This is a genomic window from Mucilaginibacter sp. P1_D10 (genome assembly GCF_056406215.1).
In genome coordinates this window covers 225,388-249,932 of sequence record NZ_JBFUAP010000010.1, presented here as the reverse complement: position 1 = coordinate 249,932, position 24,545 = coordinate 225,388, and the positions used below count along the sequence as shown (strand labels likewise).

The 24,545-nt window shown below is 43.1% G+C and carries 41 protein-coding genes; 6 read left to right on the top strand and 35 right to left on the bottom strand.

Features of this window, described 5'->3' with window-relative positions; genetic code table 11:
• Positions 1-196: 196 nt before the first annotated feature.
• The 29 genes from rplQ to rplC all read right to left on the bottom strand — a co-directional run bounded on the left by rplQ (position 197) and on the right by rplC (position 15,545).
• Positions 197-730: a 50S ribosomal protein L17 gene (rplQ, locus tag AC1DYT_RS17625; RefSeq protein WP_477470848.1), complete on the bottom strand. Its 534-nt coding sequence runs from the start codon at positions 728-730 to the stop codon at positions 197-199.
• A gap of 188 nt (positions 731-918) precedes the next feature.
• The gene (locus tag AC1DYT_RS17620) at positions 919-1,911 is read right to left on the bottom strand and encodes a DNA-directed RNA polymerase subunit alpha (protein ID WP_133235720.1); all 993 of its coding nucleotides are present in this window, start codon (positions 1,909-1,911) and stop codon (positions 919-921) included.
• A 194-nt stretch (positions 1,912-2,105) separates the two neighbouring features.
• Positions 2,106-2,714: a 30S ribosomal protein S4 gene (gene rpsD, locus AC1DYT_RS17615; RefSeq protein WP_477461311.1), complete on the bottom strand. Its 609-nt coding sequence runs from the start codon at positions 2,712-2,714 to the stop codon at positions 2,106-2,108.
• Positions 2,715-2,781: 67 nt separating this feature from the next.
• A complete protein-coding gene (gene rpsK, locus AC1DYT_RS17610) occupies positions 2,782-3,171 on the bottom strand; it encodes a 30S ribosomal protein S11 (RefSeq protein WP_133235724.1) in 390 nt (129 codons plus the stop codon).
• Positions 3,172-3,316: 145 nt separating this feature from the next.
• A complete protein-coding gene (gene rpsM, locus AC1DYT_RS17605) occupies positions 3,317-3,694 on the bottom strand; it encodes a 30S ribosomal protein S13 (RefSeq protein WP_133235726.1) in 378 nt (125 codons plus the stop codon).
• A gap of 71 nt (positions 3,695-3,765) precedes the next feature.
• Positions 3,766-3,882 (bottom strand): 50S ribosomal protein L36, encoded by a 117-nt coding sequence (rpmJ, locus tag AC1DYT_RS17600; protein WP_074487407.1) that lies wholly within the window; start codon positions 3,880-3,882, stop codon positions 3,766-3,768.
• An 8-nt stretch (positions 3,883-3,890) separates the two neighbouring features.
• Positions 3,891-4,109: a translation initiation factor IF-1 gene (gene infA / locus AC1DYT_RS17595; RefSeq protein WP_022833270.1), complete on the bottom strand. Its 219-nt coding sequence runs from the start codon at positions 4,107-4,109 to the stop codon at positions 3,891-3,893.
• A 63-nt stretch (positions 4,110-4,172) separates the two neighbouring features.
• Positions 4,173-4,964, bottom strand: coding sequence for a type I methionyl aminopeptidase (gene map / locus AC1DYT_RS17590; protein WP_477461310.1), 792 nt, complete (start codon positions 4,962-4,964; stop codon positions 4,173-4,175).
• A gap of 8 nt (positions 4,965-4,972) precedes the next feature.
• Complete coding sequence (secY, locus tag AC1DYT_RS17585) at positions 4,973-6,313, bottom strand: preprotein translocase subunit SecY (RefSeq protein ID WP_477470847.1); 1,341 nt, start codon at positions 6,311-6,313, stop codon at positions 4,973-4,975.
• 6 nt (positions 6,314-6,319) lie between these two features.
• A complete protein-coding gene (rplO, locus tag AC1DYT_RS17580; protein WP_477461308.1) occupies positions 6,320-6,766 on the bottom strand; it encodes a 50S ribosomal protein L15 in 447 nt (148 codons plus the stop codon).
• A gap of 4 nt (positions 6,767-6,770) precedes the next feature.
• Complete coding sequence (gene rpmD, locus AC1DYT_RS17575; protein WP_133235734.1) at positions 6,771-6,950, bottom strand: 50S ribosomal protein L30; 180 nt, start codon at positions 6,948-6,950, stop codon at positions 6,771-6,773.
• A gap of 6 nt (positions 6,951-6,956) precedes the next feature.
• A complete protein-coding gene (rpsE, locus tag AC1DYT_RS17570; protein WP_133235736.1) occupies positions 6,957-7,475 on the bottom strand; it encodes a 30S ribosomal protein S5 in 519 nt (172 codons plus the stop codon).
• Positions 7,476-7,487: 12 nt separating this feature from the next.
• On the bottom strand, positions 7,488-7,835 hold the full coding sequence (gene rplR / locus AC1DYT_RS17565; protein ID WP_192902006.1) for a 50S ribosomal protein L18: 348 nt from the start codon (positions 7,833-7,835) through the stop codon (positions 7,488-7,490).
• Between the two features lie 5 nt (positions 7,836-7,840).
• A complete protein-coding gene (gene rplF, locus AC1DYT_RS17560) occupies positions 7,841-8,398 on the bottom strand; it encodes a 50S ribosomal protein L6 (RefSeq protein ID WP_477461307.1) in 558 nt (185 codons plus the stop codon).
• Between the two features lie 17 nt (positions 8,399-8,415).
• The gene (gene rpsH / locus AC1DYT_RS17555; RefSeq protein WP_477461306.1) at positions 8,416-8,814 is read right to left on the bottom strand and encodes a 30S ribosomal protein S8; all 399 of its coding nucleotides are present in this window, start codon (positions 8,812-8,814) and stop codon (positions 8,416-8,418) included.
• Positions 8,815-8,970: 156 nt separating this feature from the next.
• Positions 8,971-9,240 carry a 30S ribosomal protein S14 gene (rpsN, locus tag AC1DYT_RS17550; RefSeq protein WP_067190114.1) on the bottom strand — a complete coding sequence of 90 codons (270 nt, stop codon included), beginning with the start codon at positions 9,238-9,240 and terminating at the stop codon, positions 8,971-8,973.
• Positions 9,233-9,802: a 50S ribosomal protein L5 gene (rplE, locus tag AC1DYT_RS17545; protein WP_477461305.1), complete on the bottom strand. Its 570-nt coding sequence runs from the start codon at positions 9,800-9,802 to the stop codon at positions 9,233-9,235. The genes rpsN and rplE overlap by 8 nt, the downstream gene beginning before the upstream one ends.
• Positions 9,802-10,143, bottom strand: a complete 342-nt coding sequence (rplX, locus tag AC1DYT_RS17540) for a 50S ribosomal protein L24 (protein ID WP_133235746.1) — start codon at positions 10,141-10,143, stop codon at positions 9,802-9,804. Before rplX ends, rplE begins: the two co-directional genes overlap by 1 nt.
• A gap of 1 nt (position 10,144) precedes the next feature.
• Entirely contained in the window at positions 10,145-10,513 is a 369-nt protein-coding gene (gene rplN, locus AC1DYT_RS17535) for a 50S ribosomal protein L14 (protein WP_067059744.1), read from the bottom strand.
• Position 10,514: 1 nt separating this feature from the next.
• Positions 10,515-10,769 (bottom strand): 30S ribosomal protein S17, encoded by a 255-nt coding sequence (gene rpsQ / locus AC1DYT_RS17530; protein ID WP_067059745.1) that lies wholly within the window; start codon positions 10,767-10,769, stop codon positions 10,515-10,517.
• 19 nt (positions 10,770-10,788) lie between these two features.
• Positions 10,789-10,992 (bottom strand): 50S ribosomal protein L29, encoded by a 204-nt coding sequence (gene rpmC, locus AC1DYT_RS17525; protein WP_477461303.1) that lies wholly within the window; start codon positions 10,990-10,992, stop codon positions 10,789-10,791.
• 114 nt (positions 10,993-11,106) lie between these two features.
• Complete coding sequence (gene rplP / locus AC1DYT_RS17520) at positions 11,107-11,529, bottom strand: 50S ribosomal protein L16 (protein ID WP_133235750.1); 423 nt, start codon at positions 11,527-11,529, stop codon at positions 11,107-11,109.
• Between the two features lie 56 nt (positions 11,530-11,585).
• Positions 11,586-12,455 carry a 30S ribosomal protein S3 gene (rpsC, locus tag AC1DYT_RS17515; RefSeq protein WP_133235752.1) on the bottom strand — a complete coding sequence of 290 codons (870 nt, stop codon included), beginning with the start codon at positions 12,453-12,455 and terminating at the stop codon, positions 11,586-11,588.
• A 6-nt stretch (positions 12,456-12,461) separates the two neighbouring features.
• Positions 12,462-12,890: a 50S ribosomal protein L22 gene (gene rplV / locus AC1DYT_RS17510; protein ID WP_133235754.1), complete on the bottom strand. Its 429-nt coding sequence runs from the start codon at positions 12,888-12,890 to the stop codon at positions 12,462-12,464.
• Between the two features lie 6 nt (positions 12,891-12,896).
• On the bottom strand, positions 12,897-13,163 hold the full coding sequence (rpsS, locus tag AC1DYT_RS17505) for a 30S ribosomal protein S19 (RefSeq protein ID WP_133235756.1): 267 nt from the start codon (positions 13,161-13,163) through the stop codon (positions 12,897-12,899).
• Between the two features lie 2 nt (positions 13,164-13,165).
• Positions 13,166-13,993: a 50S ribosomal protein L2 gene (gene rplB, locus AC1DYT_RS17500; RefSeq protein WP_133235758.1), complete on the bottom strand. Its 828-nt coding sequence runs from the start codon at positions 13,991-13,993 to the stop codon at positions 13,166-13,168.
• A gap of 7 nt (positions 13,994-14,000) precedes the next feature.
• On the bottom strand, positions 14,001-14,291 hold the full coding sequence (gene rplW / locus AC1DYT_RS17495) for a 50S ribosomal protein L23 (protein WP_133235760.1): 291 nt from the start codon (positions 14,289-14,291) through the stop codon (positions 14,001-14,003).
• A 2-nt stretch (positions 14,292-14,293) separates the two neighbouring features.
• Positions 14,294-14,926 (bottom strand): 50S ribosomal protein L4, encoded by a 633-nt coding sequence (gene rplD, locus AC1DYT_RS17490; RefSeq protein WP_133235762.1) that lies wholly within the window; start codon positions 14,924-14,926, stop codon positions 14,294-14,296.
• Between the two features lies 1 nt (position 14,927).
• Positions 14,928-15,545: a 50S ribosomal protein L3 gene (gene rplC, locus AC1DYT_RS17485; protein WP_133235764.1), complete on the bottom strand. Its 618-nt coding sequence runs from the start codon at positions 15,543-15,545 to the stop codon at positions 14,928-14,930.
• 442 nt (positions 15,546-15,987) lie between these two features.
• On the opposite strand from rplC, the gene AC1DYT_RS17480 reads away from it, so the two are divergent.
• A complete protein-coding gene (locus tag AC1DYT_RS17480) occupies positions 15,988-16,638 on the top strand; it encodes an energy transducer TonB (protein ID WP_477470846.1) in 651 nt (216 codons plus the stop codon).
• A 26-nt stretch (positions 16,639-16,664) separates the two neighbouring features.
• Positions 16,665-17,498, top strand: coding sequence for a hypothetical protein (locus AC1DYT_RS17475; protein ID WP_477470845.1), 834 nt, complete (start codon positions 16,665-16,667; stop codon positions 17,496-17,498).
• A 70-nt stretch (positions 17,499-17,568) separates the two neighbouring features.
• On the opposite strand, the gene AC1DYT_RS17470 is transcribed toward AC1DYT_RS17475, so the two are convergent.
• Positions 17,569-18,825 (bottom strand): NAD(P)-binding domain-containing protein, encoded by a 1,257-nt coding sequence (locus AC1DYT_RS17470; protein ID WP_477470844.1) that lies wholly within the window; start codon positions 18,823-18,825, stop codon positions 17,569-17,571.
• A gap of 228 nt (positions 18,826-19,053) precedes the next feature.
• Here AC1DYT_RS17470 and AC1DYT_RS17465 point away from each other — a divergent pair, with 228 nt between their 5' ends.
• From AC1DYT_RS17465 to AC1DYT_RS17455, 3 genes are all read left to right on the top strand, one after another.
• Positions 19,054-19,851, top strand: a complete 798-nt coding sequence (locus AC1DYT_RS17465; RefSeq protein ID WP_477470843.1) for a hypothetical protein — start codon at positions 19,054-19,056, stop codon at positions 19,849-19,851.
• Positions 19,852-19,889: 38 nt separating this feature from the next.
• Positions 19,890-20,318 carry an EVE domain-containing protein gene (locus tag AC1DYT_RS17460; RefSeq protein ID WP_477470842.1) on the top strand — a complete coding sequence of 143 codons (429 nt, stop codon included), beginning with the start codon at positions 19,890-19,892 and terminating at the stop codon, positions 20,316-20,318.
• A gap of 97 nt (positions 20,319-20,415) precedes the next feature.
• Positions 20,416-20,826, top strand: coding sequence for a VOC family protein (locus tag AC1DYT_RS17455; RefSeq protein WP_477470841.1), 411 nt, complete (start codon positions 20,416-20,418; stop codon positions 20,824-20,826).
• A 27-nt stretch (positions 20,827-20,853) separates the two neighbouring features.
• Here the strand turns inward: AC1DYT_RS17455 and AC1DYT_RS17450 are convergent, their stop codons facing one another.
• Positions 20,854-22,017, bottom strand: coding sequence for an acyltransferase family protein (locus AC1DYT_RS17450; protein WP_477470840.1), 1,164 nt, complete (start codon positions 22,015-22,017; stop codon positions 20,854-20,856).
• 127 nt (positions 22,018-22,144) lie between these two features.
• Between AC1DYT_RS17450 and AC1DYT_RS17445 the strand changes: the two genes are divergently transcribed.
• A complete protein-coding gene (locus AC1DYT_RS17445) occupies positions 22,145-22,576 on the top strand; it encodes a hypothetical protein (RefSeq protein WP_477470839.1) in 432 nt (143 codons plus the stop codon).
• A gap of 552 nt (positions 22,577-23,128) precedes the next feature.
• Here AC1DYT_RS17445 and AC1DYT_RS17440 read toward each other — a convergent pair.
• From AC1DYT_RS17440 to rpsJ, 4 genes are all read right to left on the bottom strand, one after another.
• Entirely contained in the window at positions 23,129-23,467 is a 339-nt protein-coding gene (locus tag AC1DYT_RS17440; protein ID WP_477470838.1) for a hypothetical protein, read from the bottom strand.
• A gap of 102 nt (positions 23,468-23,569) precedes the next feature.
• Positions 23,570-23,854 carry a type II toxin-antitoxin system RelE/ParE family toxin gene (locus AC1DYT_RS17435; protein WP_477470837.1) on the bottom strand — a complete coding sequence of 95 codons (285 nt, stop codon included), beginning with the start codon at positions 23,852-23,854 and terminating at the stop codon, positions 23,570-23,572.
• Positions 23,854-24,054: a hypothetical protein gene (locus tag AC1DYT_RS17430; protein ID WP_477470836.1), complete on the bottom strand. Its 201-nt coding sequence runs from the start codon at positions 24,052-24,054 to the stop codon at positions 23,854-23,856. The genes AC1DYT_RS17435 and AC1DYT_RS17430 overlap by 1 nt, the downstream gene beginning before the upstream one ends.
• Before the next feature lie 87 nt (positions 24,055-24,141).
• Positions 24,142-24,447 (bottom strand): 30S ribosomal protein S10, encoded by a 306-nt coding sequence (gene rpsJ / locus AC1DYT_RS17425; RefSeq protein ID WP_022830652.1) that lies wholly within the window; start codon positions 24,445-24,447, stop codon positions 24,142-24,144.
• Between the last annotated feature and the right edge of the window lie 98 nt (positions 24,448-24,545).

Below are 24,545 nucleotides of genomic sequence, written 5' to 3'. Positions count from 1 at the left end.
CGTCAGGCCAGAGATTTACCGCCAGCTTCCTTCAGATTCGCAGTCACCCACGACACCCTTGCTTTTGGTTAACGCTTCCCACTATCAAGGCGCGTTCGGGACTCTCACCCTATAGCTTGCGCCCGTGCCGGGCGCACACAAAAAAAAACGACTTCCGAAATATCGGAAGCCGTTTTCAATATCAGTAAAAGCTGAATTATTCGCCTTTTTCTGCGTTTTCTTCGTTAGCAGCAGGTGCTTCTGGTGCAGCTTCTGCAACAGGTGCTTCAGCAACCGGGGCAACCTCGATAGGTGCTTTTGCTTTTGAAGCGCCACCACGACGACGGGTTGCTTTCTTCTCTGGCTTAGCAGCAGTATCGTTACCGTAAACGGTGTTGTAATCTACCAGCTCGATGATGGCCATCTCGGCGTTATCGCCCAAACGGTTCTCTAACTTAACTATACGTGTGTAACCACCCGGGCGGTTAGCAATCTTCTCAGCAACTTCGCGGAACAGCATACCAACTACCTCTTTATCCTGCAGGTAGCTAAATACGGTACGGCGTGAGTGCGTAGTATCGCTTTTTGATTTTGTTAATAAAGGTTCAACATAACCGCGCAAAGCTTTTGCTTTTGCTAAGGTTGTTGTAATACGCTTGTGTAGGATAAGCGAAGAGGCCATGTTAGCCAACATCGCTTTGCGGTGGCTGTCGGTGCGGCCTAAATGGTTTACTTTTTTACCGTGTCTCATTTGTTTTTTTTGTTATGGCACGTGCATACCGTTGGGCGGCGTGTTATCGTCAAGCCCTCGGAATTATGCCGATGTTAGTGATCAGTTAGTTAAAGGCAAGAGATTGGTCACCAGCAATCAATACCCGTTGTTATGAAATGAAAAGAGGTTAAAGATTATCTAAAATCTTTAACCTCTTTTCAATAATATTATTCTTCGTCTAACTTAAATTTAGCCAGGTTCATACCAAAAGATAAGCCTTTTGATTTTACCAAGTCCTGAATTTCAGTTAAAGATTTCTTACCGAAGTTCCTGAATTTAAGCATATCCGCAACATCGTAAGAAACTAAATCGGCCAGGCTGCGGATATCTGCAGCTTTTAAGCAATTCAAAGCACGTACGCTCAGATCCAAATCAACCAATTCGGTTTTAAGGATCTTACGCATGTGAAGAATTTCTTCGTCAACTTCTTTAGTTTCTTCTTTAGCCTGTGCTTCAAGCATCATGTTCTCATCAGAGAACAGCATGAAGTGCTGGATAAGGATTTTAGCAGCCTGCTTTAACGCATCTTCCGGGTGGATAGAACCATCGGTAGAGATATCAAGGATTAGTTTTTCATAATCCGTTTTTTGCTCTACACGGTAGTTTTCAAGCGTGTACTTAACGTTCTTTATCGGGGTGAAGATAGAATCAATAGCTATCACACCTACGTTTGCATCAGGGTTTTTGTTTTCCTCGTTAGAGATGTAACCGCGGCCTTTAGCAACAGTAAGCTCAACTTCGAGCGTTACCGATGAATCCATGTTACAGATAACAAGGTCAGGGTTCAGTATAGTAAAGTTGTTTGAAAACTTGGTAACATCGCCTGCTTTGAAAGCATCCTGGCCGTTAATGATCACAAATATTTTCTCATTATCGCCCGATTCGCCTGTTTTCTTGAAACGCACTTGTTTCAGGTTCAGGATTATCTCGGTAACATCTTCAACCACGCCTTTGATGGTTGAGAACTCATGCATTACGCCAGAGATACGTACTGATGTAATAGCATAACCTTCTAATGAAGAAAGTAAGATACGACGCAGAGCATTACCAATGGTTACACCGAAGCCTGGTTCTAACGGACGAAACTCAAACGTGCCATCAAAATCATTCGATTTCTGCATGATAACCTTGTCTGGTTTTTGAAATGCTAAAATTGCCATTTATATCTTGGGTTTATTGTTTGTTTAATAATAGATTTGAGATGCGAGATATGAGATGTGAGAATAAAACCGCACCCTCAACATATCCTATAATCCAAACCGCCTATAATTGTAAATGTTATAAACTAAAAATTGAGATATGGGATTTGCGAACCTAATCTCAAATCTCATATCTCCAATCTCATATCTAATTCTTATTTTGAGTACAACTCCACAATAAGGTTTTCCTTAATGTTTTCAGGTATCTCATCGCGGTTAGGGTAGTTTAAGAACTTACCTGTTAATTCGGCAGCGTTCCACTCCAACCAGCTGTATTTATTGATCTTGCGGCCGGCAACCGAAGTGGTTATGGCTTCAAGAGATTTTGATTTTTCGCGTACTGCGATAACGTCACCTGCCCTTAACTGGTAAGATGCAATGTTTACTACGTTACCGTTTACGGTAATGTGTTTGTGGCCAACCAACTGGCGTGCACCAGAACGGGTAGGCGCAATACCTAAGCGGTAAACTGCGTTATCTAAACGTGCCTCTAAAAATTTCAACAAGTTTTCACCTGTGATGCCTTCTTTAGCTGATGCAGTGTGGAATAAGTTTTCGAACTGACGCTCTAATACACCGTAAGTGTATTTAACTTTTTGTTTTTCCATTAACTGTACTGCGTACTCAGATTGCTTTCCTCTTCTTTTAGAAGCACCGTGCATACCTGGTCCGTAGTTTTTTCTTTCCAATGCCTTGTCCGGGCCGAAGATTGGCTCGCGGAACCTACGTGCGATTTTTGATTTTGGGCCTGTATATCTTGCCATTATTTGTGTGTTTTAAAGTATCGTGCAACCTGTAGCTGCCGAATCTTAGCTTTAAAAATTTAGTGAATTAAACTCTTCTACGTTTTGATGGGCGGCAACCGTTGTGCGGAAGCGGCGTAATATCCCTGATGGTAGTAACCTCGATACCTGTAGTTTGCAGGGTACGGATAGCGCTTTCACGGCCAGAACCCGGGCCTTTTACAAATACCTCTACTTTACGCAAGCCTAAATCATAAGCTACTTTACCGCAATCGGCAGCAGCCTGGCCGGCAGCGTAAGGGGTGTTCTTTTTAGAACCCTTGAAACCCATTTTACCTGCCGAAGACCATGAAATAGCCTGGCCGGTTTTGTTGGTAAGGGTAATGATGATGTTGTTGAAAGTTGCATTGATGTGTGCTTCGCCAACTGACTCAACAATAACAATGCGTTTTTTGGTTACTTTTTTAGCTTTAGCCATTTTCTTAATTATTGAGTTAGTGAATTACTGAATTAGTGATTTCTAATTCGGACCCATTAACCATTTGTTATAATTTTATATTCCTAGTGAGTTTTAAATAAAGCAGCTGTTAACTAAACTCTACTCTCCAGTCACTAATCACTTACTATTTAGTAGCTTTCTTTTTGTTAGCAACAGTCTTACGTTTACCTTTACGGGTACGTGAGTTGTTTTTGGTGCGCTGGCCACGTAACGGTAAACCTTTACGATGACGGGTACCACGGTAGCAACCTATATCCATTAAACGTTTGATGTTAAGCTGAACTTCCGAACGAAGTGAGCCTTCTACCTTTATCTGATCGTTGATGATGGTACGGATGGCAGTCAACTGCTCATCATTCCATTCCTGAACTTTAACGCTCTCATCAATACCTGCTTGTTTCAAAATTTCCGCTGCAGTAGAGCGGCCTATTCCGTAGATGTAAGTTAAACCTATTACACCTCTTTTGTTTTTTGGTAAATCAATACCTGAAATCCTTGCCATGTTTGTTTTTTTGTTTTACGTAATACCGAACGGCGGGCCACCGTTGTACGGACTATTACACTTTTCTTTTATTATCCCTGACGCTGTTTGTATTTAGGATTCTTTTTGTTTATCACATAAAGTTTCCCGTTACGGCGGATGATTTTGCAATCAGCGCTGCGTTTTTTAATGGATGCTCTAACTTTCATCTCGTTTATTATTTATATCTGTAGGTTATTCTTCCTTTTGTTAAATCATACGGGCTCATCTCCAGTTTTACCCTGTCGCCAGGAAGGATTTTAATGTAGTGCATACGCATTTTGCCCGATATATGCGCAATAATCTCGTGACCGTTTTCAAGTTCAACTCTAAACATCGCATTGGATAATGCTTCGCGAATTGTACCATCTTGCTCAATCGAGGATTGTTTTGCCATATTTTACTGATTATTACTTAATTATCTGCCCCCAAAACGGGATGCAAAATTAATAAAAATATTTTAATTATTATTTTTATTTTTCAAAACTTCGTCAATGTACGAAAACGTCGATAAAACGTCTGGTTGTCCTTTTTTTACGGCTACCGTATGCTCGTAATGTGCGGATGGTTTTTTGTCGCTGGTTGATACGGTCCAGCCATCGTCCCAAAACTTAACGCCGGCGCGGCCTGCGTTAATCATTGGCTCAATAGCAATTACCATCCCCTCTTCCAGTTTAATCCCCGAACCGCGTTTGCCGTAATTAGGTACCTCAGGCTTCTCGTGCAGGCGTGTGCCTACACCGTGGCCAACCAGTTCACGTACCACACCAAACCCGTTCTTCTCGGCGTGCTCTTGCACCGCGTGGCCTATATCGCCTATACGCATGCCAGCTACGGCCTTAGCTACACCCAAATCCAAACACTCGCGGGTTACGCGCATCAGTTTTTGCGTTTTCTCGTCAACCTCGCCAATAGCAAATGTAAACGCCGAATCGCCGTAGTATTTATTCAATACCACACCGCAATCAACTGATACCAGATCGCCCTCAACCAAAGGTTTTTTTCCAGGGAAGCCATGTACCACCTGATCGTTAAGCGAAATGCATAAAGAATAGGGGAAACCGTTATAGTTTAAAAATGCCGGAACCCCACCGTTGTCGCGGATAAAGGTTTCGGCAAGTTTATTTAATTCGAGGGTTGTAACACCGGGGCCTATAACCTTAGCTATTTCCCCGTGTGTTTTAGAAACAAGTAACGAACTTTCTCTTATCAGCTCTATTTGTTCAACAGACTTATAAATGATTTTCGACATGCTGTATATTAGATAGCAGTGGGCGTAGTACCTGCAGCTGTAGGCACGCCTGAACGGCCTTTGATCCTGCCGGTCTTCATCAACCCATCGTAATGACGCATCAATAAATGGCTTTCTATCTGCTGTAAAGTATCTAACACAACACCTACAAGGATAATGAGCGACGTGCCGCCAAAGAACCTTGCAAACAAGCTGCTTACTCCTACCATACTAGCCAACGACGGTATAACCGCTACGATGGCCAAAAAGATAGAACCCGGCAATGTTATCTTAGATATAACCTCATCTATGAAAGTAGTGGTAGCATTACCTGGTGCAACACCCGGTATAAAGCCGCCGTTCTTTTTCATATCATCGCTCATTTGCTTAGGGTTAACCGTAATAGCTGTATAGAAATACGTGAACAGAATGATCAGTATAGCAAATACCAGGTTATGCTCCCATGAGTTGATATTAGATAATGCTATCAATATACCGTTTGATGCAGCGTTAGGGAAAAACTGGGCAACAGTAGCCGGGATGAACATCAATGCCTGGGCAAAGATGATTGGCATTACGCCCGCAGCATTTACCTTTAAAGGTATATACTGGCGTACGCCACCGTACTGTTTGTTACCTACGATACGTTTTGCGTACTGCACGGCAATTTTACGTGTACCCTGTACGATGAGGATGGTAAACATAACCACGCCCAAAAGCGCTACGATTTCCACGATGAAGGTAATCAAACCACCTGGGCCGCTGGTACGTGACTGGAACTCGGTAGCGAATGCTGCAGGCAGCTGCGCTATGATACCTGTCATGATGATAAGCGATATACCGTTACCAATACCTTTATCGGTGATTTTCTCGCCCAGCCACATTACAAATAGCGTACCTGCAGTTAACACGAATACGTTAAGTACAATAAAGTACGGGTTAGGTATCAGTGGTTCGCCGGTAATCTGCGATTTAAGATAACCGATAGCCTGCAAAGCAGTGATTGCTATGGTTAGATAGCGGGTCATCTGATTCAGCTTGTTACGGCCGCTTTCACCCTCTTTTTGCATTTTAGTAACGGCAGGTACCGCTATGCCTAAAAGTTGCACCACGATAGAGGCCGAAATGTAAGGCATTACGCCCAACGCAAAGATGGACGAACGTGAGAACGAACCTCCTGCAAACATATTAAGCAAGCCTACAAGGCCCTCTTTTGCTTTAGCAGTATCAAGCGTTGCTGCGTTTACGCCAGGCAACACTATAAACGAACCAATACGATATATTAAAAGAAATAAGAGTGTGTTGGTTATACGCACTCTTAGATCCTCAATTTTCCAGATATTGGATAATGTGGTGAAAAATTTCTTCATCGAAAATTATAACTTTACAATGGTTCCGCCGGCTGCTTCGATAGCTTTTTGTGCAGTAGCAGTAAATGCATGTGCTGTAACTTCTAACTTGGCTTTAAGTTCGCCACGGCCCAAAATCTTAATCAGGTCGTTACGTGATGCCAAACCGTGTTCTTTCAATATATCGAAGTTAACTGTTGATAACGAATACTTTTCAGTTAAAGCTTGCAATACATCAAGGTTTACACCAACATACTCTACGCGGTTAGGGTTTTTAAAACCAACCTTAGGTACACGGCGTTGCAATGGCATCTGGCCACCTTCGAAACCTACCTTGGTAGATGTACCCGAACGTGAACCCGCACCTTTGTGGCCACGGGTTGATGTACCGCCACGGCCACTACCTGTACCACGGCCAATTCTTTTTCTATTTTTAGTAGAACCTTCTGCAGGTTTAAGATTACTTAAATTCATGATATTAAATATTTTCTACCGCTACCAGGTGGTTTACTTTACGTACCATACCTATAATAGCTGCAGTGGCTTCAACTTCCACACTGTGGTTAATTTTTTTAAGGCCCAGGGCCTCAACAGTTTTTTTCTGGCGCTCGGTTCTGTCGATAACGCTCTTTATCTGTGTGATCTTAATTTTCGACATGGCTGATTATCCGTTAAATACTTTACCTAAACTGATACCGCGCTGTTGAGCTACCGTGTGAGCATCGCGTAATTGCGATAATGCAGATACGGTTGCCTTAACCACGTTGTGCGGGTTTGACGATCCTTTTGATTTTGCCAATACGTTGTGTACACCGGCACTCTCTAACACAGCACGCATCGCGCCACCTGCTATAACGCCGGTACCGTTTGCTGCTGGTTTGATGTAAACGAAACCACCGCTGAATTTACCTATCTGATCGTGAGGGATAGTGTTGTTAATGATTGGAACCTTTACCAGGTTCTTCTTAGCATCATCTATACCTTTTGCAATTGCTTCGGTAACTTCTTTTGCTTTGCCCAAACCGTAACCTACAACACCGTTTTCATCGCCTACTACTACGATAGCAGAAAAGCTGAATGTACGGCCACCTTTGGTTACTTTGGCTACACGTTGTATGCTTACCAGGCGATCTTTTAATTCGATCTCGCTGGTTTTTACTCTTTTTATGTTGATTGTTGACATTTCCTGTTTCGATTAAAAGTTTAAACCACCTTCACGTGCACCTTCAGCCAGTGATTTAACACGGCCGTGGTACAAATAACCATTCCTGTCAAACACTACATCTACGATACCTGCCGCGATAGCTTTCTCGGCTACCAGTTTGCCTACAGCTACAGATTGATCTGACTTAGTAGAGCCGCTTGCAACAAAATCTTTTGATAATGAAGATGCTGATACTAAGGTTTTGCCACTAACGTCGTCAATAATTTGAGCGTAGATGCCTTTGTTGCTTCTGAAAACAGATAAGCGAGGGCGTGCTGTTGATCCTGAAAGGCGTTTACGTATGCCTTTTTTAATCCTGTCTCTTCTTGATAATTTCATGGCGCTTATTTTTTAGATGCTGATTTACCTGCTTTTCTTCTCAATACTTCGCCAACAAACTTGATACCTTTACCTTTGTAAGGCTCTGGCGTACGTAACGAGCGGATTTTCGCTGCTACCTGGCCAATCAATTGTTTATCGTTAGATTCCAGGATGATGGTTGGGTTCTTACCCTTATCAGCAGTGGTTGTAACTTTAATTTCTTGCGGCAATTCAAATACGTAGTGGTGAGAATAACCCAGCACCAGATCTAAAGTGTTGCCTGTGTTTGTTGCACGGTAACCCACACCTACTAATTCTTGCTGAATTTTGTAGCCTTCGGTTACGCCAACAACCATGTTGTTTAACAACGAGCGATACAAACCGTGCAACGCTTTGTGGCGTTTTTGGTCTGACGGGCGTTTAACCAGCAACTGGTCGCCTTCTTGCTCAATGATGATATCTCTATCAACTGCCTGTTGCAATTCGCCTTTAGGGCCTTTTACGGTAACTACATTTTCTGCAGATACGGTAACAGTTACGCCGGCGGTTATTGCTATAGGTGCTTTTCCTATTCTTGACATTGCTTAATTTCCTCCTATTAATATACGTAGCATAAAACTTCGCCACCCACATTCTGGGTACGAGCTTCTTTATCGGTCATTACACCTTTAGAAGTCGATAAGATGGCGATACCTAAACCATTTAATACACGCGGCAGGGTATCCATACCGGCGTATTTCCTCAAACCTGGTTTACTAATACGAGAAATGCTGCGTATAGCAGAAATCTTAGTTATCGGGTGGTACTTCAAAGCAACTTTGATGCTGCCTTGAGGGCCGTTGTCCTCAAACTTAAAATTAGCAATGTAACCTTTTTCGAAAAGCACTTTAGTGATTTCCTTTTTCAGATTTGATGCAGGAATTTCAACAACCCTATGGTTGGCTTTAATAGCATTCCTTACTCTTGTAAGATAATCTGCGATTGGATCTGTATTCATTTTTATTGATTATGATGGTGGTTTCCTTCCCGTAACATCCGGGGCGACCTTCCATCGGTTAATTCGTTTTAAAATTCGAGCCGCAAAGGTACAAAAAAATTCAAAACATATTGTTGTATGTTTTGAATTTACCTTGACTCGTATTTTACCTGGTATTTACCAGCTTGCTTTCTTTACTCCCGGTATTTTGCCATCCAGTGCCATCTCGCGGAATGTTACGCGCGAAATACCAAACTGACGCATATAACCACGTGGGCGACCGGTTAGCTTGCAACGGTTGTGCAATTTTACCGGTGATGATGCTTTAGGTAGTTTATCTAAACCCTGAAAATCGCCGGCTGCTTTAAGTGCTGCTCTTTTTTCAGCATATTTTGCTACTAATTTAGCACGTTTTACTTCGCGTGCTTTTACGCCTTCTTTAGCCATTGTTGATTGGTGTTTGATTTTTAAATGGTAAACCAAATTGCTTTAGTAACTCCAATGCTTCAACATCGTTGGCAGCAGAGGTTACGAAGGTAATATCCATACCTTGTATCTTGTTGATCTTATCGATGTTTATCTCCGGGAAGATAATCTGCTCGGTAATACCTAAAGTATAGTTGCCGCGGCCATCGAAGCCTTTATCATTGATACCTTTGAAATCGCGGATACGTGGCAGGGCCACAGAAATCAAACGATCTAAAAATTCGTACATGGTGTTATCGCGCAGAGTTACACGCACGCCAACAGGCATATTTTTACGTAATTTAAAATTGGAGATATCTTTCTTAGATTTTGAAGATACAGCCAGCTGGCCGGTGATGGTAGTAAGCTCAGTGATGGTGTTCTCGATCAATTTCTTATCGGTAGTAGCACCGCCAACGCCCTGGTTAATTGCTATTTTAAGCAATTTAGGCACCTGCATTACGCTTTTGTACTGAAATTTCTCTTTCAGTGCGCCGCGAACATCGTCCTTATATTTGGTTTTTAACCTTGGTACGTAAGTCATTATTTAATTTCCTCCCCTGATTTTTTAGAAACCCTAACCAGTTTGCCGGCATCGTTCAATTTACGGCCAACGCGGGTAGTTTTTCCGGTTTTTGGTTCAACCAGCGCCAGGTTCGAAATATGGATAGCAGCTTCCTGCTTCAATATACCGCCATTAGGGTTGGCTGCATTAGGCTTGGTGTGTTTAGATACCATATTGGCACCTTCTACAATAGCCCTGTTTTTGTCAATTATTACTTCAACTATCTTACCTTGCGTGCCTTTAGAGTCGCCGGCAATAACCTTTACTAAATCGCCCTTGCGGATTTTCAATTTAGCCGGTTTTGTTACTTTCTTTTCCATATTATAATACCTCCGGTGCTAATGATACAATTTTCATAAATTGTTTTTCACGCAGTTCCCTGGCAACAGGGCCAAAGATACGTGTGCCCCTTGGCTCATCCTGGTTGTTTAATAACACGGCTGCGTTATCATCGAAACGGATGTATGAACCATCTTTCCTGCGGATCTCTTTCTTGGTTCTTACCACTACGGCTTTAGATACGGTACCTTTTTTTACGTTACCCGACGGGATAGCGCTTTTTACGGTTACTACGATCTTATCACCGATAGAAGCGTATCTTTTCCCTGTACCGCCCAATACGCGTATCACTAAAACTTCTTTAGCTCCGCTGTTATCGGCTACATTTAATCTTGATTCCTGCTGTACCATGTTATTTAGCCCTTTCTAAAATTTGAACTAATCTCCAGTTTTTGTTCTTACTCAGCGGACGAGTTTCCATAATCAATACGGTATCACCAACACCGCATGTGTTAGTTTCGTCATGAGCCATAAATTTGGTAGTTTTCTTTACGAACTTACCATAGATGGGGTGCTTCACCTTCCGCTCTACAGCAACTACAATAGACTTTTCCATCTTATTGCTTACTACCAGGCCGGTACGTGTTTTTCTTAAATTTCTTTCCATTGTTTTCCGACGCTTAAAATTAATTAGAAGCCGACGCAGCTTTACGCTTTGTTATTTCAGTGTTTAAACGAGCAATCTCCTTGCGCACTTTAGTAATGCGGGTTGGATTTTCGATAGCCGAAACCGCGTGAGCAAATTTCAGTTTAGTCAGTTGACCTTTTTCCTCGCCGAGCTTCGCCGCTAATTCTTCGGTAGTAAGCCCTATAATTTCTGAGTTCTTCATTTTCTTATTGTTTGTTGTAATGTTGGAATGTATTAATGTTGTAATGTTTCTTTTTGGGTTGAAAAGTCATTTCAACTTTGCAACATTCAACCTTACAACCTTTCAACTCCGCGTTTATGCCTCTACGTAATCCCTACGTGTTACAAATCTGGTTTGCACCGGTAATTTCTGTGCAGCAAGGCGCAAGGCCTCTTTGGCAACCTCCAACGGTACGCCTTCTGCTTCAAATATCATCCTGCCCGGGCGTACAACTGCTACCCAATACTCGGGAGCACCTTTACCTTTACCCATACGTACCTCTGCTGGTTTCTTGGTTACAGGCTTATCAGGGAATATCCTGATCCACACCTGGCCTTCACGTTTCATGAAACGTGTTACAGCGATACGTGCAGACTCGATCTGGCGGCTGGTAATCCAGGCTGCTTCGAGTGATTTTATACCGAAAGATCCGAATGAAAGCTCGGTGCCACGACTGGCTAACCCTTTCATCCTGCCTTTTTGCATCTTTCTGAACTTCGTTCTTTTTGGCTGTAGCATTTTATTAAGCTTTTATATCCGTCACGGATATGTCTTTTCTAACCTTATTGTTAATATTATCTCCTTGGGCCACCTGGGCGGTTACCACCACCCTGGCCACCACCTGGGCGGTTGTTACCACCCTGGCCGCCACCGCCTCTGCGGTCGCCACCTGGGCCTGGTTTACGATCGCCACGGCGTTCGCCGCCACGTTCGCCACCTCTTGCACCATCACGGCCGCCGAAACCGGCTGCGCCTTCTGGCCTGCCACCTTTACCGCTTGCGCTGCTTGTACCGCCAATGTTTGGAGACAGATCGCGTTTGCCGTAAACTTCGCCTTTGCAAATCCAAACCTTAACACCTATTTTACCATAGGTAGTTAATGCTTCTGCCAAAGCGTAATCGATATCGGCACGGAAAGTGTGCAATGGTATGCGTCCTTCTTTGTACTGCTCGGTACGGGCCATCTCGGCACCGCCCAAACGGCCGCTGGTCATTACTTTGATACCTTCGGCACCCATCCTCATGGTAGATGCGATAGTAGTTTTCATGGCACGGCGGAAAGAGATACGTGCTTCAAGCTGTTTAGCAATACCTTCGGCAACTAACTGAGCATCAAGCTCAGGGCGTTTTATTTCGAAGATGTTGATCTGAACATCTTTTTTGGTTAATTTCTTTAGCTCTTCTTTGATCTTATCAACCTCGGCACCGCCTTTACCAATCACAATACCCGGACGGGCAGTGTGGATGGTTACAGTGATGCGTTTTAAAGTACGTTCTATAACAACTTTAGATACACCACCTTTATTGATACGAGCTGATAAGTATTTGCGGATCTTTTCGTCTTCAACTAATTTGTCGGCATAGTGATTTCCACCGAACCAATTAGAATCCCAACCGCGGATGATCCCTAACCTGTTACCTATTGGATGTGCTTTTTGTCCCATTTCAAATTAGTTGTTATCGTTTTTACTATCCACAATCAGTGTTACATGGTTAGAGCGTTTGCGTATGCGGTAACCCCTTCCTTGCGGAGCCGGGCGTAACCTCTTAAGCTGACGGCCACCACCTACTGATACTTCTTTCACAAACAGGTTGCTATCTTCAATACGTTTGTCTTCGTTTTTTGCTTCCCAGTTTTTGATGGCTGATAACAAAAGCTTCTCTACACGTATCGCTGCTTCCTTATTGGTAAATTTTAAGATGTTTAAAGCTTTGCTTACTTCAACACCACGTATCAGGTCAACCACCAAACGCATTTTGCGCGGTGAAGTTGGGCAGTTCTGTAACTTGGCAATAGACGAGCCACCCACAACGAGTTTCGCAGCTTCTTTTTGTTGCCTGATCTGTACAGATCTTTTAATTTTTGTTGTTGCTTCCATTGCCTGTTATTTTTTCTTTTCTGCGTGACCGCGGAATGTGCGGGTTGGAGCAAATTCGCCCAACTTGTGACCAACCATGTTTTCTGTTACGTACACAGGGATAAACTTATTACCGTTGTGTACTGCGAATGTATGACCAACGAAATCAGGAGAGATCATGCTACGGCGCGACCATGTTTTAACAACTGATTTTTTACTAGAATCATTCAAGGTAAGAACTTTTCTTTCCAGGTTGTGATCTATGTAAGGTCCTTTTTTAATTGAACGTGCCATTATTATTTCTTCCTTCTTTCAATGATATAACGATCAGACCCTTTTTTCTTGTCACGAGTTTTGTAGCCTTTAGCTAACAAACCTTTACGTGAGCGCGGATGGCCACCCGAAGCACGGCCTTCACCACCACCCATAGGGTGATCTACCGGGTTCATGGCAACACCACGAACGCGAGGACGACGACCTAACCAACGTTTGCGGCCGGCTTTACCTAATACGGCGTTTGCCCTTTCGGCATTAGAAACCGAGCCTATAGTTGCAAGGCAGGTAGCCAGTATCATGCGGGTTTCGCCAGAAGGCAATTTGATGATGGCGTATTTACCATCACGTGCAGATAACTGTGCGTAGGTACCGGCACTGCGTGCTATGATACCACCCTGACCAGGGTTAAGCTCGATGTTATGGATAATAGAACCTAAAGGGATGTTCTTAAGGGGCATTGTGTTGCCAACCTCAGGAGCAGCGCCTTCGCCAGATACTACAGTTTGTCCAACTGTTAAACCTGTAGGGGCTATCATATATCGTTTCTCACCATCAACAAAGTGTAGCAAAGCTATACGTGCCGAACGGTTTGGATCGTATTCAATTGTTGCAACTTTTGCAGGGATGTTAAACTTGTTACGTTTAAAATCAATTAACCTGTATGCTTGCTTGTGGCCACCGCCTAAATAGCGCATGGTCATCTTACCATCGTGGTTACGGCCGCCTGACCTTGTATTTACTGATACAACCAACGACTTTTCAGGAACATTTGTTGTAATATCTGAGTTAGATACATCAACTCTGAAGCGGGTACCCGGCGTAACCGGTTTAAATCTCTTTACTGCCATCTTCTTATTATATATTGCTGTAAAAATCTATTGTTTCACCATCTTTCAGCGTAATGATGGCCTTTTTGTAAGTAGCGGCGCGGCCAGATACTGCACCTGCTTTTGTGTTGCGGGTTTTGAGTTTACCTGCGTATTTCATTGTGTTAACTGCTGTAACGTTAACACCATACATAGCCTCAATAGCGCCTTTGATCTGAATTTTGTTGGCCCTGGGATCAACCTTGAAAGCGTAGCGATTAAGCTTCTCAGTTAATTGAGCAACCTTTTCAGTAAGTAAGGGTTTCTTTAAAATTTCCATAATTACTTAGCTAATGCTTCCTCCAAAGTTTTAACAGCACCTGTAGTAAGGATAAGTTTGCCGGCGTTCAACACATCGTAAGTATTGATGTCGGTAACGTTTATTACCTTAGTTTTCTTCAGATTCCTGCTTGATAAATACACATTGTTATTTTCCACACCTGCAAGTACCAATAACGTTTTATCGTTAGTTACATTCAGGTCGGCTTCCATCTGGATATAAGTTTTGGTTTTGATAGCATCGAAGTTGAAATCTTCCAATACCAAAATGTTGTTATCCTTTGCTTTGTACGATAAGGCAGAGTTACGCGCCAATGATTTAAGCTTTTTGTTCAGCTTGAAGCTATAGTCGCGTGGCTGCGGACCGAAAACACGACCACCACCATTAAACAATGGCGATTTGATGCTACCGGCACGGGCGCCGCCTGTACCTTTTTGTTTATGTAATTTGCGGGTACTACCTGCAATTTCATTACGTTGTTTTGATTTGTGCGTACCCTGGCGCTGGTTAGCTAAGAACTGCTTTACATCTAAGTAAATAGCATGATCGTTGGGCTCTACACCGAATACGGATTCAGGCAGCTGCACCTTGGCACCTGTTTCTTTACCTGATAGATTTAATACGTTGATTTCCATCTTATTTATCCAATATTACGAATGAACCCTTAGCTCCTGGGATGGAACCCTTAACTACGATTAGGTTTTGCTCGCTAAATACTTTAACAACCTGAAGGTTTTGTACTTTAACGCGAACGTTACCCATTTGACCAGCCATACGCATACCTTTAAATACACGTGAAGGCCAAGAAGAAGCTCCTAATGAACCCGGTGCACGTAAACGATTGTGCTGACCGTGAGTTTGCATACCCACACCACCAAAACCGTGACGCTTTACCACACCCTGAAAACCTTTACCTTTTGAAGTACCAACTACATCAACAAAATCACCGATTTCAAAAATATCTACGGTAACAGTGTCACCAAGAGCTTTTTCATCCGTGAAAGTTTTGAATTCTACAAGCTTACGCTTAGGAGTAGTGCCGGCTTTTTCAAAATGGCCTTTTAGAGGTGCGGAGGTGTTTTTCTCCTTCTTTTCGCCATACGCTAACTGAACAGCAGCGTATCCGTCTGTATCTACAGACCTGACCTGAGTTACTACGCAAGGGCCAGCTTCGATTACAGTGCAGGGGATATTTTTCCCTGTTTCATCGAAAATGCTGGTCATTCCTACTTTTTTACCAATTATTCCTGACATTTTCTATATTTTATTAGTGCCCATCGAAGCAGTAGGGCTTCGTTCAAGGCATATGATTTCCCCTTAAGGGACGGCAAAGATAGGAATTTTGTATTAATTGTCAAATACTTAGCAAGTTATTTTTAAATAATTATTTGATGAGACAAAATGAAGCAGACGCGCGGTAAAACAGGCTGTTTTATAAGTGGTTATTCGCGTTATTTATCCCATAAATTGCATTTTTGATGCCTGTGCGTTTGATGCGGCCCAAAAAACAGATATAATGAGCGGCCGCAAAGGCTCCCAGGAATTCTTATAGCCTTATAGTTGATGTTTAATATTAGTGCAATCGGCATTCAAAAAGCGCATTTAACATTTAATGAGGAGAGCCTATTCGTTCACAATGGCTTTTATTAATTCAAACAATATACATTATTTTAGCCGAAGCTTTACCTTTATCATCATGAAACGCCTTTACGCCTTATTTATACTAATTACTGTTGCAAAAGTAGCGTTTGCGCAGTCCTCTGCTGGAGAAGAACCGCCGCATGCCGATACTATAAAAAAAGGCAGGCAGGTTTTTATAGCCATAGAACAGGCACCATCATTCCCCGGTGGCGATCTTGGTTTTAAAAAATACATTCAATATGTGATGAGGGTACCCGAAATTGCAAAATTAATTGGCGTTACCGGTAGAGTAAGAGTCAGTTTTACCGTTGCGAAAGATGGTACTACAACAAATGCAAAAGCGCTTGATACTATTGGCTCCGGTTGTGAGCAGGAAGCCGTACGAATAGTCTTATCGTCGCCCAAATGGCGACCGGGAATTCAAAACAGCGTCCCGGTGGACGTTAGGTTTGTAGTGCCGATTGTGTTCTCTATGCCAAAAAATATTGTTGCATTCGATGCCTTGAAACAATCCGACTATGGTTTTATCTTTGAAGTAAAGGGCAAACTACTTACGATAAAAGAAGCTGAAACCATGTTTGGCGCTTTTGTGCCATCGGCGGATGTAGATATAGCTTTACCTTATATAACATATATAACAAATAATAACCCTCAATTTTTAATGCCCGATAAAAAGGAGGTTTATTTAATAAAGATGAAGAACTAACGTAAGATCATAAATTCACCTGTGATATGAACAACGACCAGCCTAATAACAACGAGCTAAATAACGAGGAAGAAAGCCTCCGTATGGAAAATGACTTCCTTCACCTGAAACTGAAAGCAGAATTTGGTGCCGATTCTTTCAGCAGCGGCAACCTCGACCCGGAAATAGAGAACATGTTCCTGAAGAACATCATGGCCTTCGAAAGCAACTATGCTGCAAACAAACGCGCTACAGTCTTCGAAATATTGGGCCAACCCGATTTTAAGCCAGCCGACGAACTGAACGATGCGGACCTGGATAAGGTTTTGGAAGAAGTGAATGCCCTGCTGTTTTCAAAAAATATGGTGGTTGATTTTAGCGGAGCGTATGAAAACCGTATCAAATACACCTTTATTGTAGAGGAGCTATTCGGTAAGGAAACGGACGATATGCAGGTGCCAGGCATGATAAGCCATTTCCACTACGAGGAATATCATCCCAATCACCAACTGGATATCGGAGCCCGCGCCGAAGAATTCATAAGCGGTTGGTTTAAACGCGACCTAAAAGGAGCCTGGTGCCTGGCAGATGAATTTGTTTTGGCTGGTGGCGTTGCAATAAATAAAGAAGCGCTATCGGAAAGATTAAAAAGCATATTCGATTCGTATGCAGCATTTATCGATACTGATTATACCATTGCCAAAATCGACTTTGAATTTAAAACCGAAACAGGCATGGGCTACGCCGAGGGTTTCGTAAAGTACAATGCGGTTTTAGAAAATGGCGAGCAGGTACTTATTAAGGGGCCGTTTAAGCTGTACCTTTCTTGCGAGTATGGGTGGTGGGCAATCTTCCACATTGTGTTCCCTGGGTTTAAGTAAGAGGTTCCTCCTCAATAATGATTGCGACATTGGATGATATAAAGTGCCGCAATCATTATATTATATTATTCTACTCCATCAACCTCCTTATCAACTCTGCGCTCTGCTTGTTGCCTTCCTCCAGCCTTCCCTTGAAAAAGGACTGCACCTCGTTGAAATGTTTCTTGTAGCCTTCCATATCGCCGTAGCCTATTATGGCACTCCACTCCCTTACTGCCGAGTGGAACTCCAGATCGTCGCCGCGGATGGTTTTATCGTATAAGGCAGTCTGTATCGATTCTTCCAGCAAATCTTCATTCTTGAACAGGTATTCGGCAATGCCCAAGCGCAGCCTGAAAGGCGGGGTTTGACAGATAAGGTTATCGTAAGGGTTTACACCCAGGTGGTACCAGGCATCAACCATGCTTAATATACTCAGGTGCGAGTTTGGTTTTTGGTGCCCGGCATCCTGCGCCAATGAAAACTCCTGCATTACCTTGTCGTTGAACATGATGGGTTTACGGCTTTCGTGGAAAACAAAATCGCGCGCACGGTAAAGCCGCTCGCGGAACTCGGCCTCCTCCTCTTTTATCATCAGTTTGAACAACTCCGATTCGGAATTGGCGTATTGCTTTACCTGCTGCCTTGCGTAAGGATTTAAAATGGCCAGCCCGGCGTAAACGTGCGCTTTGTAACTGAAGATGCGCAGCGTAGTAAGGATTTTTACATTATCGATACCGCCTGCGTATGAGGCATTTTCCCAGGGGAAAAAACCTGCCGATTTCCATGCGGTGCCCATACTCTCGAAACCTACGTGCGTTACGGCTTGCGTATCGGCCACTATTTTGTCGTGTTCGTGGTAATCGGCAATCTCTACCACATCTGTTTCTACCGCGGTAAACAAATCAATCATCTGTTGATAAGAATCGCCCTGATGCCGGTGCGGAATCAGGATAAGCTTCTGCCCTTTCGGCTGGAAGCCCGGCCCATGCATGGCATGGAAGGTGATAATCTGCGCATCTGCCGGCAAATACTTCTCGAATACAGCTATCTCAGGGTGTTTTACCGAGGTTTGCCCGGCCACTATTGCGCCGTATTTAGTTGACGGACCACAAGTTGCCACCACCTGCTCCAGTTTATCTGCCTCTACCGAATAGATAATAAGGTCGCTTACGCGCGATACATCCTTACCGTCATCCATCAGCTGTATGCCCAATGGCTGCAGTTCCTCTTCCAAACGTTCGCGGTTGGCGGGGAGGTCGCAACCGCAAACCTCGTAGCCTGCCCTGGCAAATGCCTTGGCGTATAATCGCCCCATATCACCCAATCCAATAAACCCTATATGCATCTTACAAATAAAAGGCCTAATATATGCTTTTGCTATTTACACGCAATTAGCAAAAGTTTCCATCTTTTTTATATTTTTAAGATGTGAATTTAGCTATCAGGCAAAACCGGGCCAATTACAGCCAAATAATACCTTAAAATTAATTTTACAAACTTTAGGTTACATTTTCCCGTTTAAAGGCTGTATGCCTTTTTGAATAAAACTTGTTTCCCCCGATATACACGTTATATGATAAAGCTTCCGAAAATAACCGTAATTGTTTCCACATTGCTTTTTATAGGTATTGCGGCCAATGGCTACGCGCAGGATACCGTAAAAAAAGCAAAGCCTGTGGTTGTTAAGCCCGTTGCCGGGCAGGCCGCAACACTGAAGCCCATAGTAAAGCAACCCGCCGCCGGCACACCGCCAAAATACACAGCAGTGAAAACAGCGGTTACTACGGCAGGACAAAAACCGGCAACTACCGGCGCCGCTACCGTTAAACCTATACCGCAGTACATCCCCGATAACCCTGCCCTACTGAACGATAAAAGCCTGAACGGGCAATACCAATATCTGCTTACCAAAGTTTACCATTACCAGCAGCCATTGATAATGGCCCTTTGGAAAAACTATTCGGATACGCTGAATGCCACCCGCCGCAAGCTTACCGAAGCCAGCACTAAACTAAGGGTGCAAACGCAAAAAGCGGATTCGTTGCTGGCTGATATTTCGGCTAAGGACCAGAACCTATCTACTTCCAACGCGAAGGCCGATAGCGTAAGCCTGCTGGGTATGCCGCTTACCAAAGCCACTTACAACTGGATAATGTGGGGGTTGGTGGTTGGCTTTGGTGCAATTGCCATTATCGTTATAGCCAGTTCGGGCGCGCACCGCCGAGAGGCCAATTACCGCAGCAAGCTTTATAACGAGCTGGAGGAGGATTACAAAACCTACAAAGCGAAAGCCAACGAAAAAGAAAAGAAATTGGCCCGCGAATTGCAAACCGAACGCAATAAACTAGATGAGTTGTTGGGTAAAGGCTAAGTCCCCCCAGCCGTTGAAAAGTAGTAATGTGATCATAGATGAAAGCTTATCTCTTCGGCTGGAATCCGTTAAAATTTGCCTGGGCAGATATGGACGAGGATGTTCAAACGCTCAAATCTAAGGGCAAACTGGTAGATAACTGGAGCGTGGCCAGCCATAAAGCAATTCAACCCGGCGATAGGGCCTACATTGTAAGGCTTGGCGTTGAACCAAAAGGCATCTTCGCTTCCGGGACAATCTCATCAGAACCATACATCGCTTTCCGTAAAGGCAGGCATTACCACCGTATAGAAATCAGCATCGATACTCTATTGAACCCTGCTAAAGAGCTTATCCTCACCATGGATATCCTGAAAACCGGCAATCTTGCCCAGCAAAACTGGTCGCCGCAGGCATCGGGCATATCCATCCGCTCCGAACTGGTTGATGAGCTGGAAGGCGTTTGGCAGGACTTCCTTAATCCTTAGCCATGTCGTAAAATCGCCACCTAAAGGTCGTTTTTACACGCTACCACGGTTGTTGTTTTTATATACCTTTGACATAACAAACCAAAAAAAAGACATTATGGCAACTCAAATTTTCGTGAATTTACCCGTTAAAAACCTTGATAAATCTGTGGATTTCTTCAAAAAATTGGGGTATTCCTTTAATCCTCAATTTACCAACGAACAAGCTACCTGCATGATCGTGAGCGACACCATTTATGTGATGCTGCTGGTAGAATCGTTCTTCAAAACTTTCAGCAGCAAAGAAATCGCGGATTCTACTAAGGTTGTGGAATCCATCATATGCCTGTCTGCCGACAGCCGCGAGGCGGTAGACGACATCCACAGCAAAGCTCTTGAAGCCGGCGCAACGGCTCCTAAAGACAAAGTTGATTATGGCTGGATGTATAGCTGCAGTTTTGAAGACCTCGACGGCCACCAGTGGGAATACGCGTGGATGGACCCTGCGGGCATGCCACAGCATCAATAGTTCCCTGATAAATACCAGAGCGGCATCCTAACTTTTGGGTGCTGCTTTTTTATTTGCCTTGTCGCGAATGTAATGGAACCTATCTTTCAACTTCAGGAACCGAGCCTCGAAAATAAAGGAGAAACTTACAATAATAACGAGGAATATAAACTTAAAGCCAATAGCCGCCCACAAGGGCAACTGGGTAAAATATTGCATCCACGGCTGCAGGCTCCTTGGCCCGGCAAACAGCTCCTGCCATATATAAATACTATACGATAGCATACCCAGCGTGGTTAAAAAGGTATTGCTGAGTATTTTTGAAAGGAGATCTTTTTGACTAATGGCAATAACAAGCGCAAGCCCGACGAGCGTCGCCGACAAATATTCTGATACGTATTTAGTATAAAATAAAAACGTTTTGGCATGGATGACAATCCCAATCAGCAGGATTGCCAAACTTAAAAATTGATTGGCTTTCAGCTTTTCGGGCTTGATTATTCCTTTAAACATCAGCACTGAAAACACAGAGCCGATGAGGATGATTACCGGCCCTTTCCAAAACGTGTAGTTACAAATACGCGCAAGCAGGTGTAAAACGGCATTACTTGTAAATACGGCGGGCGCAAAATAATCTATTATACAAACCAGCGGCACCACAATTACTATAGACAGCGATATGATGGTATACCACCTTATATTAAGGGCCAGCAAAATGGGGAAGGTAAGATAAAACTGTTCCTCTACCGCCAACGACCAGAAATGCGCGGTGTAGGGTTCCTGCGGCATAGGCATGTTCTTGAAAAATAGCATGGCGGCAATAAAATCAAATAGCCGGATATGCAATTCAAAAACATGGTTAAGCCCGGCAAGTACCAGCAAAAATAACCAGGCAACCGGCAATATGCGCAATGCCCGGCGAATGTAAAAGTGTTTTAAGGAGATACGGCCGTTCCGCAGTTTTTCTTTGATGAGGAGGGTGGTTATCAAAAACCCGCTAAGCACAAAAAAGATATGCACCCCTGTGGTGCTGTTAAAAAGGATTCCGTAATGCCACGAATAATAATTAACGCCAAAATGGCCAAACACCAACAGCAATATGGCCAGGCCCCGCAAGCCGTCAAGTGCCGGGAAGTGGCTGTGCTGCAATACAGCAGGCACCTCGGTAATATCTGCAGATAATCTATGGGCGAGTTGTTTAAGGTAAGCCAAGGCGTTTTAGTACTGATGAATCCGTTGGCTAAGATAGCCAAATTGTGGAACGATAATTTGCGTAAGGTGTATCGTTTGCAATAAAACGCCGTAACGTATAATGAATCCAATTCCTTAAATCGACGATATGAAACCTATATTCAAAACCATCTTGTTGCTGGCATTATGTTTTGCCACCCTGCTTAGTGCCTGCACTAAAACCGCCGGCACCTCCCCTGCTGTTGAAAAATACACAAGCAATAAAGGTACAATCATCATTTTAAGCACCAACCAATGGTATGTTACACGTTTTACCACGGGCGCCGGCGGTACGGTTAACTTAAAATTGGAGGGCACTACCAATGCCGATAAAATCGTATTGAAAACCCATGGCGATGGGCTAATAAGCGATAACGAGTTGCCTTTAGCAACCGGCAAAAAGTTCAGTAGCGACGGAACCATCTCCTTTACGGCAACCGGCGTGCCGGTAGGCAACTTCACGGCCAGCACACAATTGATAGCCTACAAAGGCAGCGATGTTTTCGTAGTGGATTTGGTTAGCGGGGAGTTACATTATTGAAACTTAAGATAGTTCAATTTACTTTGGTTATAATTCCGTAGCATGTCTTCTCTATTTTGCAATCGAATTGGCTAACGGAAACATTCCCGCTATATGGATTTGCGGGCATAACAATCACAGAAACGCCCTTCACAAAAAGCTTACTGTTATTACACAGCTCCAAAACCCTGATAGTGTCGCCAATGGCTGTACAAATTATCGTAGACGAATTATTTGAGTTGGCACCACAGGATCCAGATTTTAGATACTCGATAACTTTACCCTTCACAGCGTAGGATAAGGTAAAATACTTCCAATTATTTAAACAAGTACTTCGTTTATATGCCTTCTTGGGTATGGATGCACAGGTGAAGCAAAAGATACAAATCCAAATTAATAGAAGTAGTTTCCACATAGCTAAATAAATCAAAAAGCTACTCTTTTGCAGTCATGGCTTCTCATAGAATGGTGCCTTACCTGTTACCCCCCCAATTGCAGCTTGCTTCGGCTAGCCTAAGAGAGTAAACACACTATAAACTGTAGATTATAAACTAACTATTCGCAGTATTTGGTTTAGTTAGCCGCAAGTATAGTGCCGTAGTAGGTTTTGTAATTCTTTCGGTCGTAGGCGGCTATTACCGGCATCGACACAAACGAGATCGGCTTATTCCCGGGTTTGATATTGACCTTTGCACCTTCTGCGAAATCACCATGCATGCTGGAAAGCTCGAGCACCCGTATGGTATCTTTTTTATTTACTTCAATTATGCTAACAGATGCGCAGGTTGCCCGGCCGCAAAACATGCTGTTTTTTGCTTGGGTTATTACTTTGGCGTTCTTAATAGTATCCGTTAATTGGCCGTAGGTCCATCCCGGCTTGGAAGCAACTGCCTCCGAAGGGTTCTGAGGCATTTTAGTTGTTATTGGCTTTTTATTATTGCAGCTGGCAATGGTTATAACCACTAGCAGTGAAAGGAGAATCTTAAAAAAGGATTTGTATCGAGCCATGATAAACTAAAAAACAGGGTCTTGCCTATTATCCCAAAAGAAAAGTATTTCAATTGACGTTTCGCCAACATCGTAAAACATGGAGCAATTTCGATGTATAAACGCTTTTCTTAAATTCTCGTTGCCATCAACAGCTTTAAATATATACGGAAACTCACTTATTTTGTCTACAACCTCATACACTCTACGCCTAAATTCCCGTTCTTCACGTTCGCTGAATCGTTCGGCGATTTGCTGCCCGATAGAATAGAAGGTATCTTCTGCCTCATCAGAAAAAATTACATCAAGCATTATCTAACGGGGTATTTCGCCTTGATCTCCTCGAATGTTTTATATCTGCCTGTTTTAATATCTTCTCTCCCCTTGGCAATTCCGGCTAATACATGTTGAGGTAACTCATCTTCCTTAAAAAAAGATATCTCTAACGCTTTCAAAAAAGCATCGAACGCTTTTTCCTGCTCTTCTGTGGGGTTTACAATATAAGTTGCCATATCTCAAATTTAACTAAAATTCTTCAAATGCAAAAAAGCCACTCTTTTGCAAGAATGGCTTTTTTAATTTCGGATCTTCCGGTACTATCACACTTTGATCTCAACTTCAACTCCGCTTGGCAATTCAAGCTTCATTAAAGCATCTACAGTTTTTGAGTTAGAGCTGTAGATATCCAATAACCTCTTGTAAGAGCATAATTGGAATTGCTCGCGTGCTTTTTTGTTTACGTGCGGTGAACGTAATACAGTGAAAATTTTCTTTTCGGTTGGCAAAGGCAGCGGTCCGCTTACTACAGCGCCGGTTGGCTTTACAGTTTTTACGATCTTCTCGGCAGATTTATCTACCAGGTTGTAATCGTAAGATTTCAATTTGATCCTGATTCTTTGGCTCATGTTGTTTGTTTTTTTGGGATCTCACCGATTAAAATGATCTCACCGATTTAAAATTAACTACCCTAAGAGCTATTTGTTAGAGCAGTACTTGTTTATTT

Excerpts from the sequence above, each read along its gene's own strand:
- AC1DYT_RS17470 (WP_477470844.1), bottom strand. The coding sequence starts at position 18,825 with ATGCATATAGGGTTTATTGGATTGGGTGATATGGGGCGATTATACGCC.
- rplN (WP_067059744.1), bottom strand. The coding sequence starts at position 10,513 with ATGGTACAGCAGGAATCAAGATTAAATGTAGCCGATAACAGCGGAGCT.
- map (WP_477461310.1), bottom strand. The coding sequence starts at position 4,964 with ATGTCGAAAATCATTTATAAGTCTGTTGAACAAATAGAGCTGATAAGA.
- rpsE (WP_133235736.1), bottom strand. The coding sequence starts at position 7,475 with ATGTCAACAATCAACATAAAAAGAGTAAAAACCAGCGAGATCGAATTA.
- rpsS (WP_133235756.1), bottom strand. The coding sequence starts at position 13,163 with ATGGCACGTTCAATTAAAAAAGGACCTTACATAGATCACAACCTGGAA.
- rpsK (WP_133235724.1), bottom strand. The coding sequence starts at position 3,171 with ATGGCTAAAGCTAAAAAAGTAACCAAAAAACGCATTGTTATTGTTGAG.
- rpsH (WP_477461306.1), bottom strand. The coding sequence starts at position 8,814 with ATGAATACAGATCCAATCGCAGATTATCTTACAAGAGTAAGGAATGCT.
- rplC (WP_133235764.1), bottom strand. The coding sequence starts at position 15,545 with ATGTCAGGAATAATTGGTAAAAAAGTAGGAATGACCAGCATTTTCGAT.
- rpsD (WP_477461311.1), bottom strand. The coding sequence starts at position 2,714 with ATGGCAAGATATACAGGCCCAAAATCAAAAATCGCACGTAGGTTCCGC.
- infA (WP_022833270.1), bottom strand. The coding sequence starts at position 4,109 with ATGGCAAAACAATCCTCGATTGAGCAAGATGGTACAATTCGCGAAGCA.
- AC1DYT_RS17480 (WP_477470846.1), top strand. The coding sequence starts at position 15,988 with ATGAAACGCCTTTACGCCTTATTTATACTAATTACTGTTGCAAAAGTA.
- rplF (WP_477461307.1), bottom strand. The coding sequence starts at position 8,398 with ATGTCAAGAATAGGAAAAGCACCTATAGCAATAACCGCCGGCGTAACT.
- rplQ (WP_477470848.1), bottom strand. The coding sequence starts at position 730 with ATGAGACACGGTAAAAAAGTAAACCATTTAGGCCGCACCGACAGCCAC.
- rplW (WP_133235760.1), bottom strand. The coding sequence starts at position 14,291 with ATGGAAATTTTAAAGAAACCCTTACTTACTGAAAAGGTTGCTCAATTA.
- rpmJ (WP_074487407.1), bottom strand. The coding sequence starts at position 3,882 with ATGAAAGTTAGAGCATCCATTAAAAAACGCAGCGCTGATTGCAAAATC.
- AC1DYT_RS17430 (WP_477470836.1), bottom strand. The coding sequence starts at position 24,054 with ATGGCAACTTATATTGTAAACCCCACAGAAGAGCAGGAAAAAGCGTTC.
- rpsJ (WP_022830652.1), bottom strand. The coding sequence starts at position 24,447 with ATGAGCCAAAGAATCAGGATCAAATTGAAATCTTACGATTACAACCTG.
- rplR (WP_192902006.1), bottom strand. The coding sequence starts at position 7,835 with ATGAAATTATCAAGAAGAGACAGGATTAAAAAAGGCATACGTAAACGC.
- rplB (WP_133235758.1), bottom strand. The coding sequence starts at position 13,993 with ATGGCAGTAAAGAGATTTAAACCGGTTACGCCGGGTACCCGCTTCAGA.
- rplP (WP_133235750.1), bottom strand. The coding sequence starts at position 11,529 with ATGCTACAGCCAAAAAGAACGAAGTTCAGAAAGATGCAAAAAGGCAGG.
- AC1DYT_RS17435 (WP_477470837.1), bottom strand. The coding sequence starts at position 23,854 with ATGCTTGATGTAATTTTTTCTGATGAGGCAGAAGATACCTTCTATTCT.
- AC1DYT_RS17465 (WP_477470843.1), top strand. The coding sequence starts at position 19,054 with ATGATAAAGCTTCCGAAAATAACCGTAATTGTTTCCACATTGCTTTTT.
- rplD (WP_133235762.1), bottom strand. The coding sequence starts at position 14,926 with ATGGAAATCAACGTATTAAATCTATCAGGTAAAGAAACAGGTGCCAAG.
- AC1DYT_RS17440 (WP_477470838.1), bottom strand. The coding sequence starts at position 23,467 with ATGCCTCAGAACCCTTCGGAGGCAGTTGCTTCCAAGCCGGGATGGACC.
- rplX (WP_133235746.1), bottom strand. The coding sequence starts at position 10,143 with ATGGAAAAGAAAGTAACAAAACCGGCTAAATTGAAAATCCGCAAGGGC.
- AC1DYT_RS17620 (WP_133235720.1), bottom strand. The coding sequence starts at position 1,911 with ATGGCAATTTTAGCATTTCAAAAACCAGACAAGGTTATCATGCAGAAA.
- rpsN (WP_067190114.1), bottom strand. The coding sequence starts at position 9,240 with ATGGCTAAAGAAGGCGTAAAAGCACGCGAAGTAAAACGTGCTAAATTA.
- AC1DYT_RS17455 (WP_477470841.1), top strand. The coding sequence starts at position 20,416 with ATGGCAACTCAAATTTTCGTGAATTTACCCGTTAAAAACCTTGATAAA.
- secY (WP_477470847.1), bottom strand. The coding sequence starts at position 6,313 with ATGAAGAAATTTTTCACCACATTATCCAATATCTGGAAAATTGAGGAT.
- rpsQ (WP_067059745.1), bottom strand. The coding sequence starts at position 10,769 with ATGGAAAGAAATTTAAGAAAAACACGTACCGGCCTGGTAGTAAGCAAT.
- rplV (WP_133235754.1), bottom strand. The coding sequence starts at position 12,890 with ATGGAAGCAACAACAAAAATTAAAAGATCTGTACAGATCAGGCAACAA.
- AC1DYT_RS17445 (WP_477470839.1), top strand. The coding sequence starts at position 22,145 with ATGAAACCTATATTCAAAACCATCTTGTTGCTGGCATTATGTTTTGCC.
- rplE (WP_477461305.1), bottom strand. The coding sequence starts at position 9,802 with ATGACTTACGTACCAAGGTTAAAAACCAAATATAAGGACGATGTTCGC.
- rpmC (WP_477461303.1), bottom strand. The coding sequence starts at position 10,992 with ATGAAGAACTCAGAAATTATAGGGCTTACTACCGAAGAATTAGCGGCG.
- AC1DYT_RS17475 (WP_477470845.1), top strand. The coding sequence starts at position 16,665 with ATGAACAACGACCAGCCTAATAACAACGAGCTAAATAACGAGGAAGAA.
- AC1DYT_RS17460 (WP_477470842.1), top strand. The coding sequence starts at position 19,890 with ATGAAAGCTTATCTCTTCGGCTGGAATCCGTTAAAATTTGCCTGGGCA.
- rpmD (WP_133235734.1), bottom strand. The coding sequence starts at position 6,950 with ATGTCGAAAATTAAGATCACACAGATAAAGAGCGTTATCGACAGAACC.
- rplO (WP_477461308.1), bottom strand. The coding sequence starts at position 6,766 with ATGAATTTAAGTAATCTTAAACCTGCAGAAGGTTCTACTAAAAATAGA.
- rpsM (WP_133235726.1), bottom strand. The coding sequence starts at position 3,694 with ATGGCAAGGATTTCAGGTATTGATTTACCAAAAAACAAAAGAGGTGTA.
- rpsC (WP_133235752.1), bottom strand. The coding sequence starts at position 12,455 with ATGGGACAAAAAGCACATCCAATAGGTAACAGGTTAGGGATCATCCGC.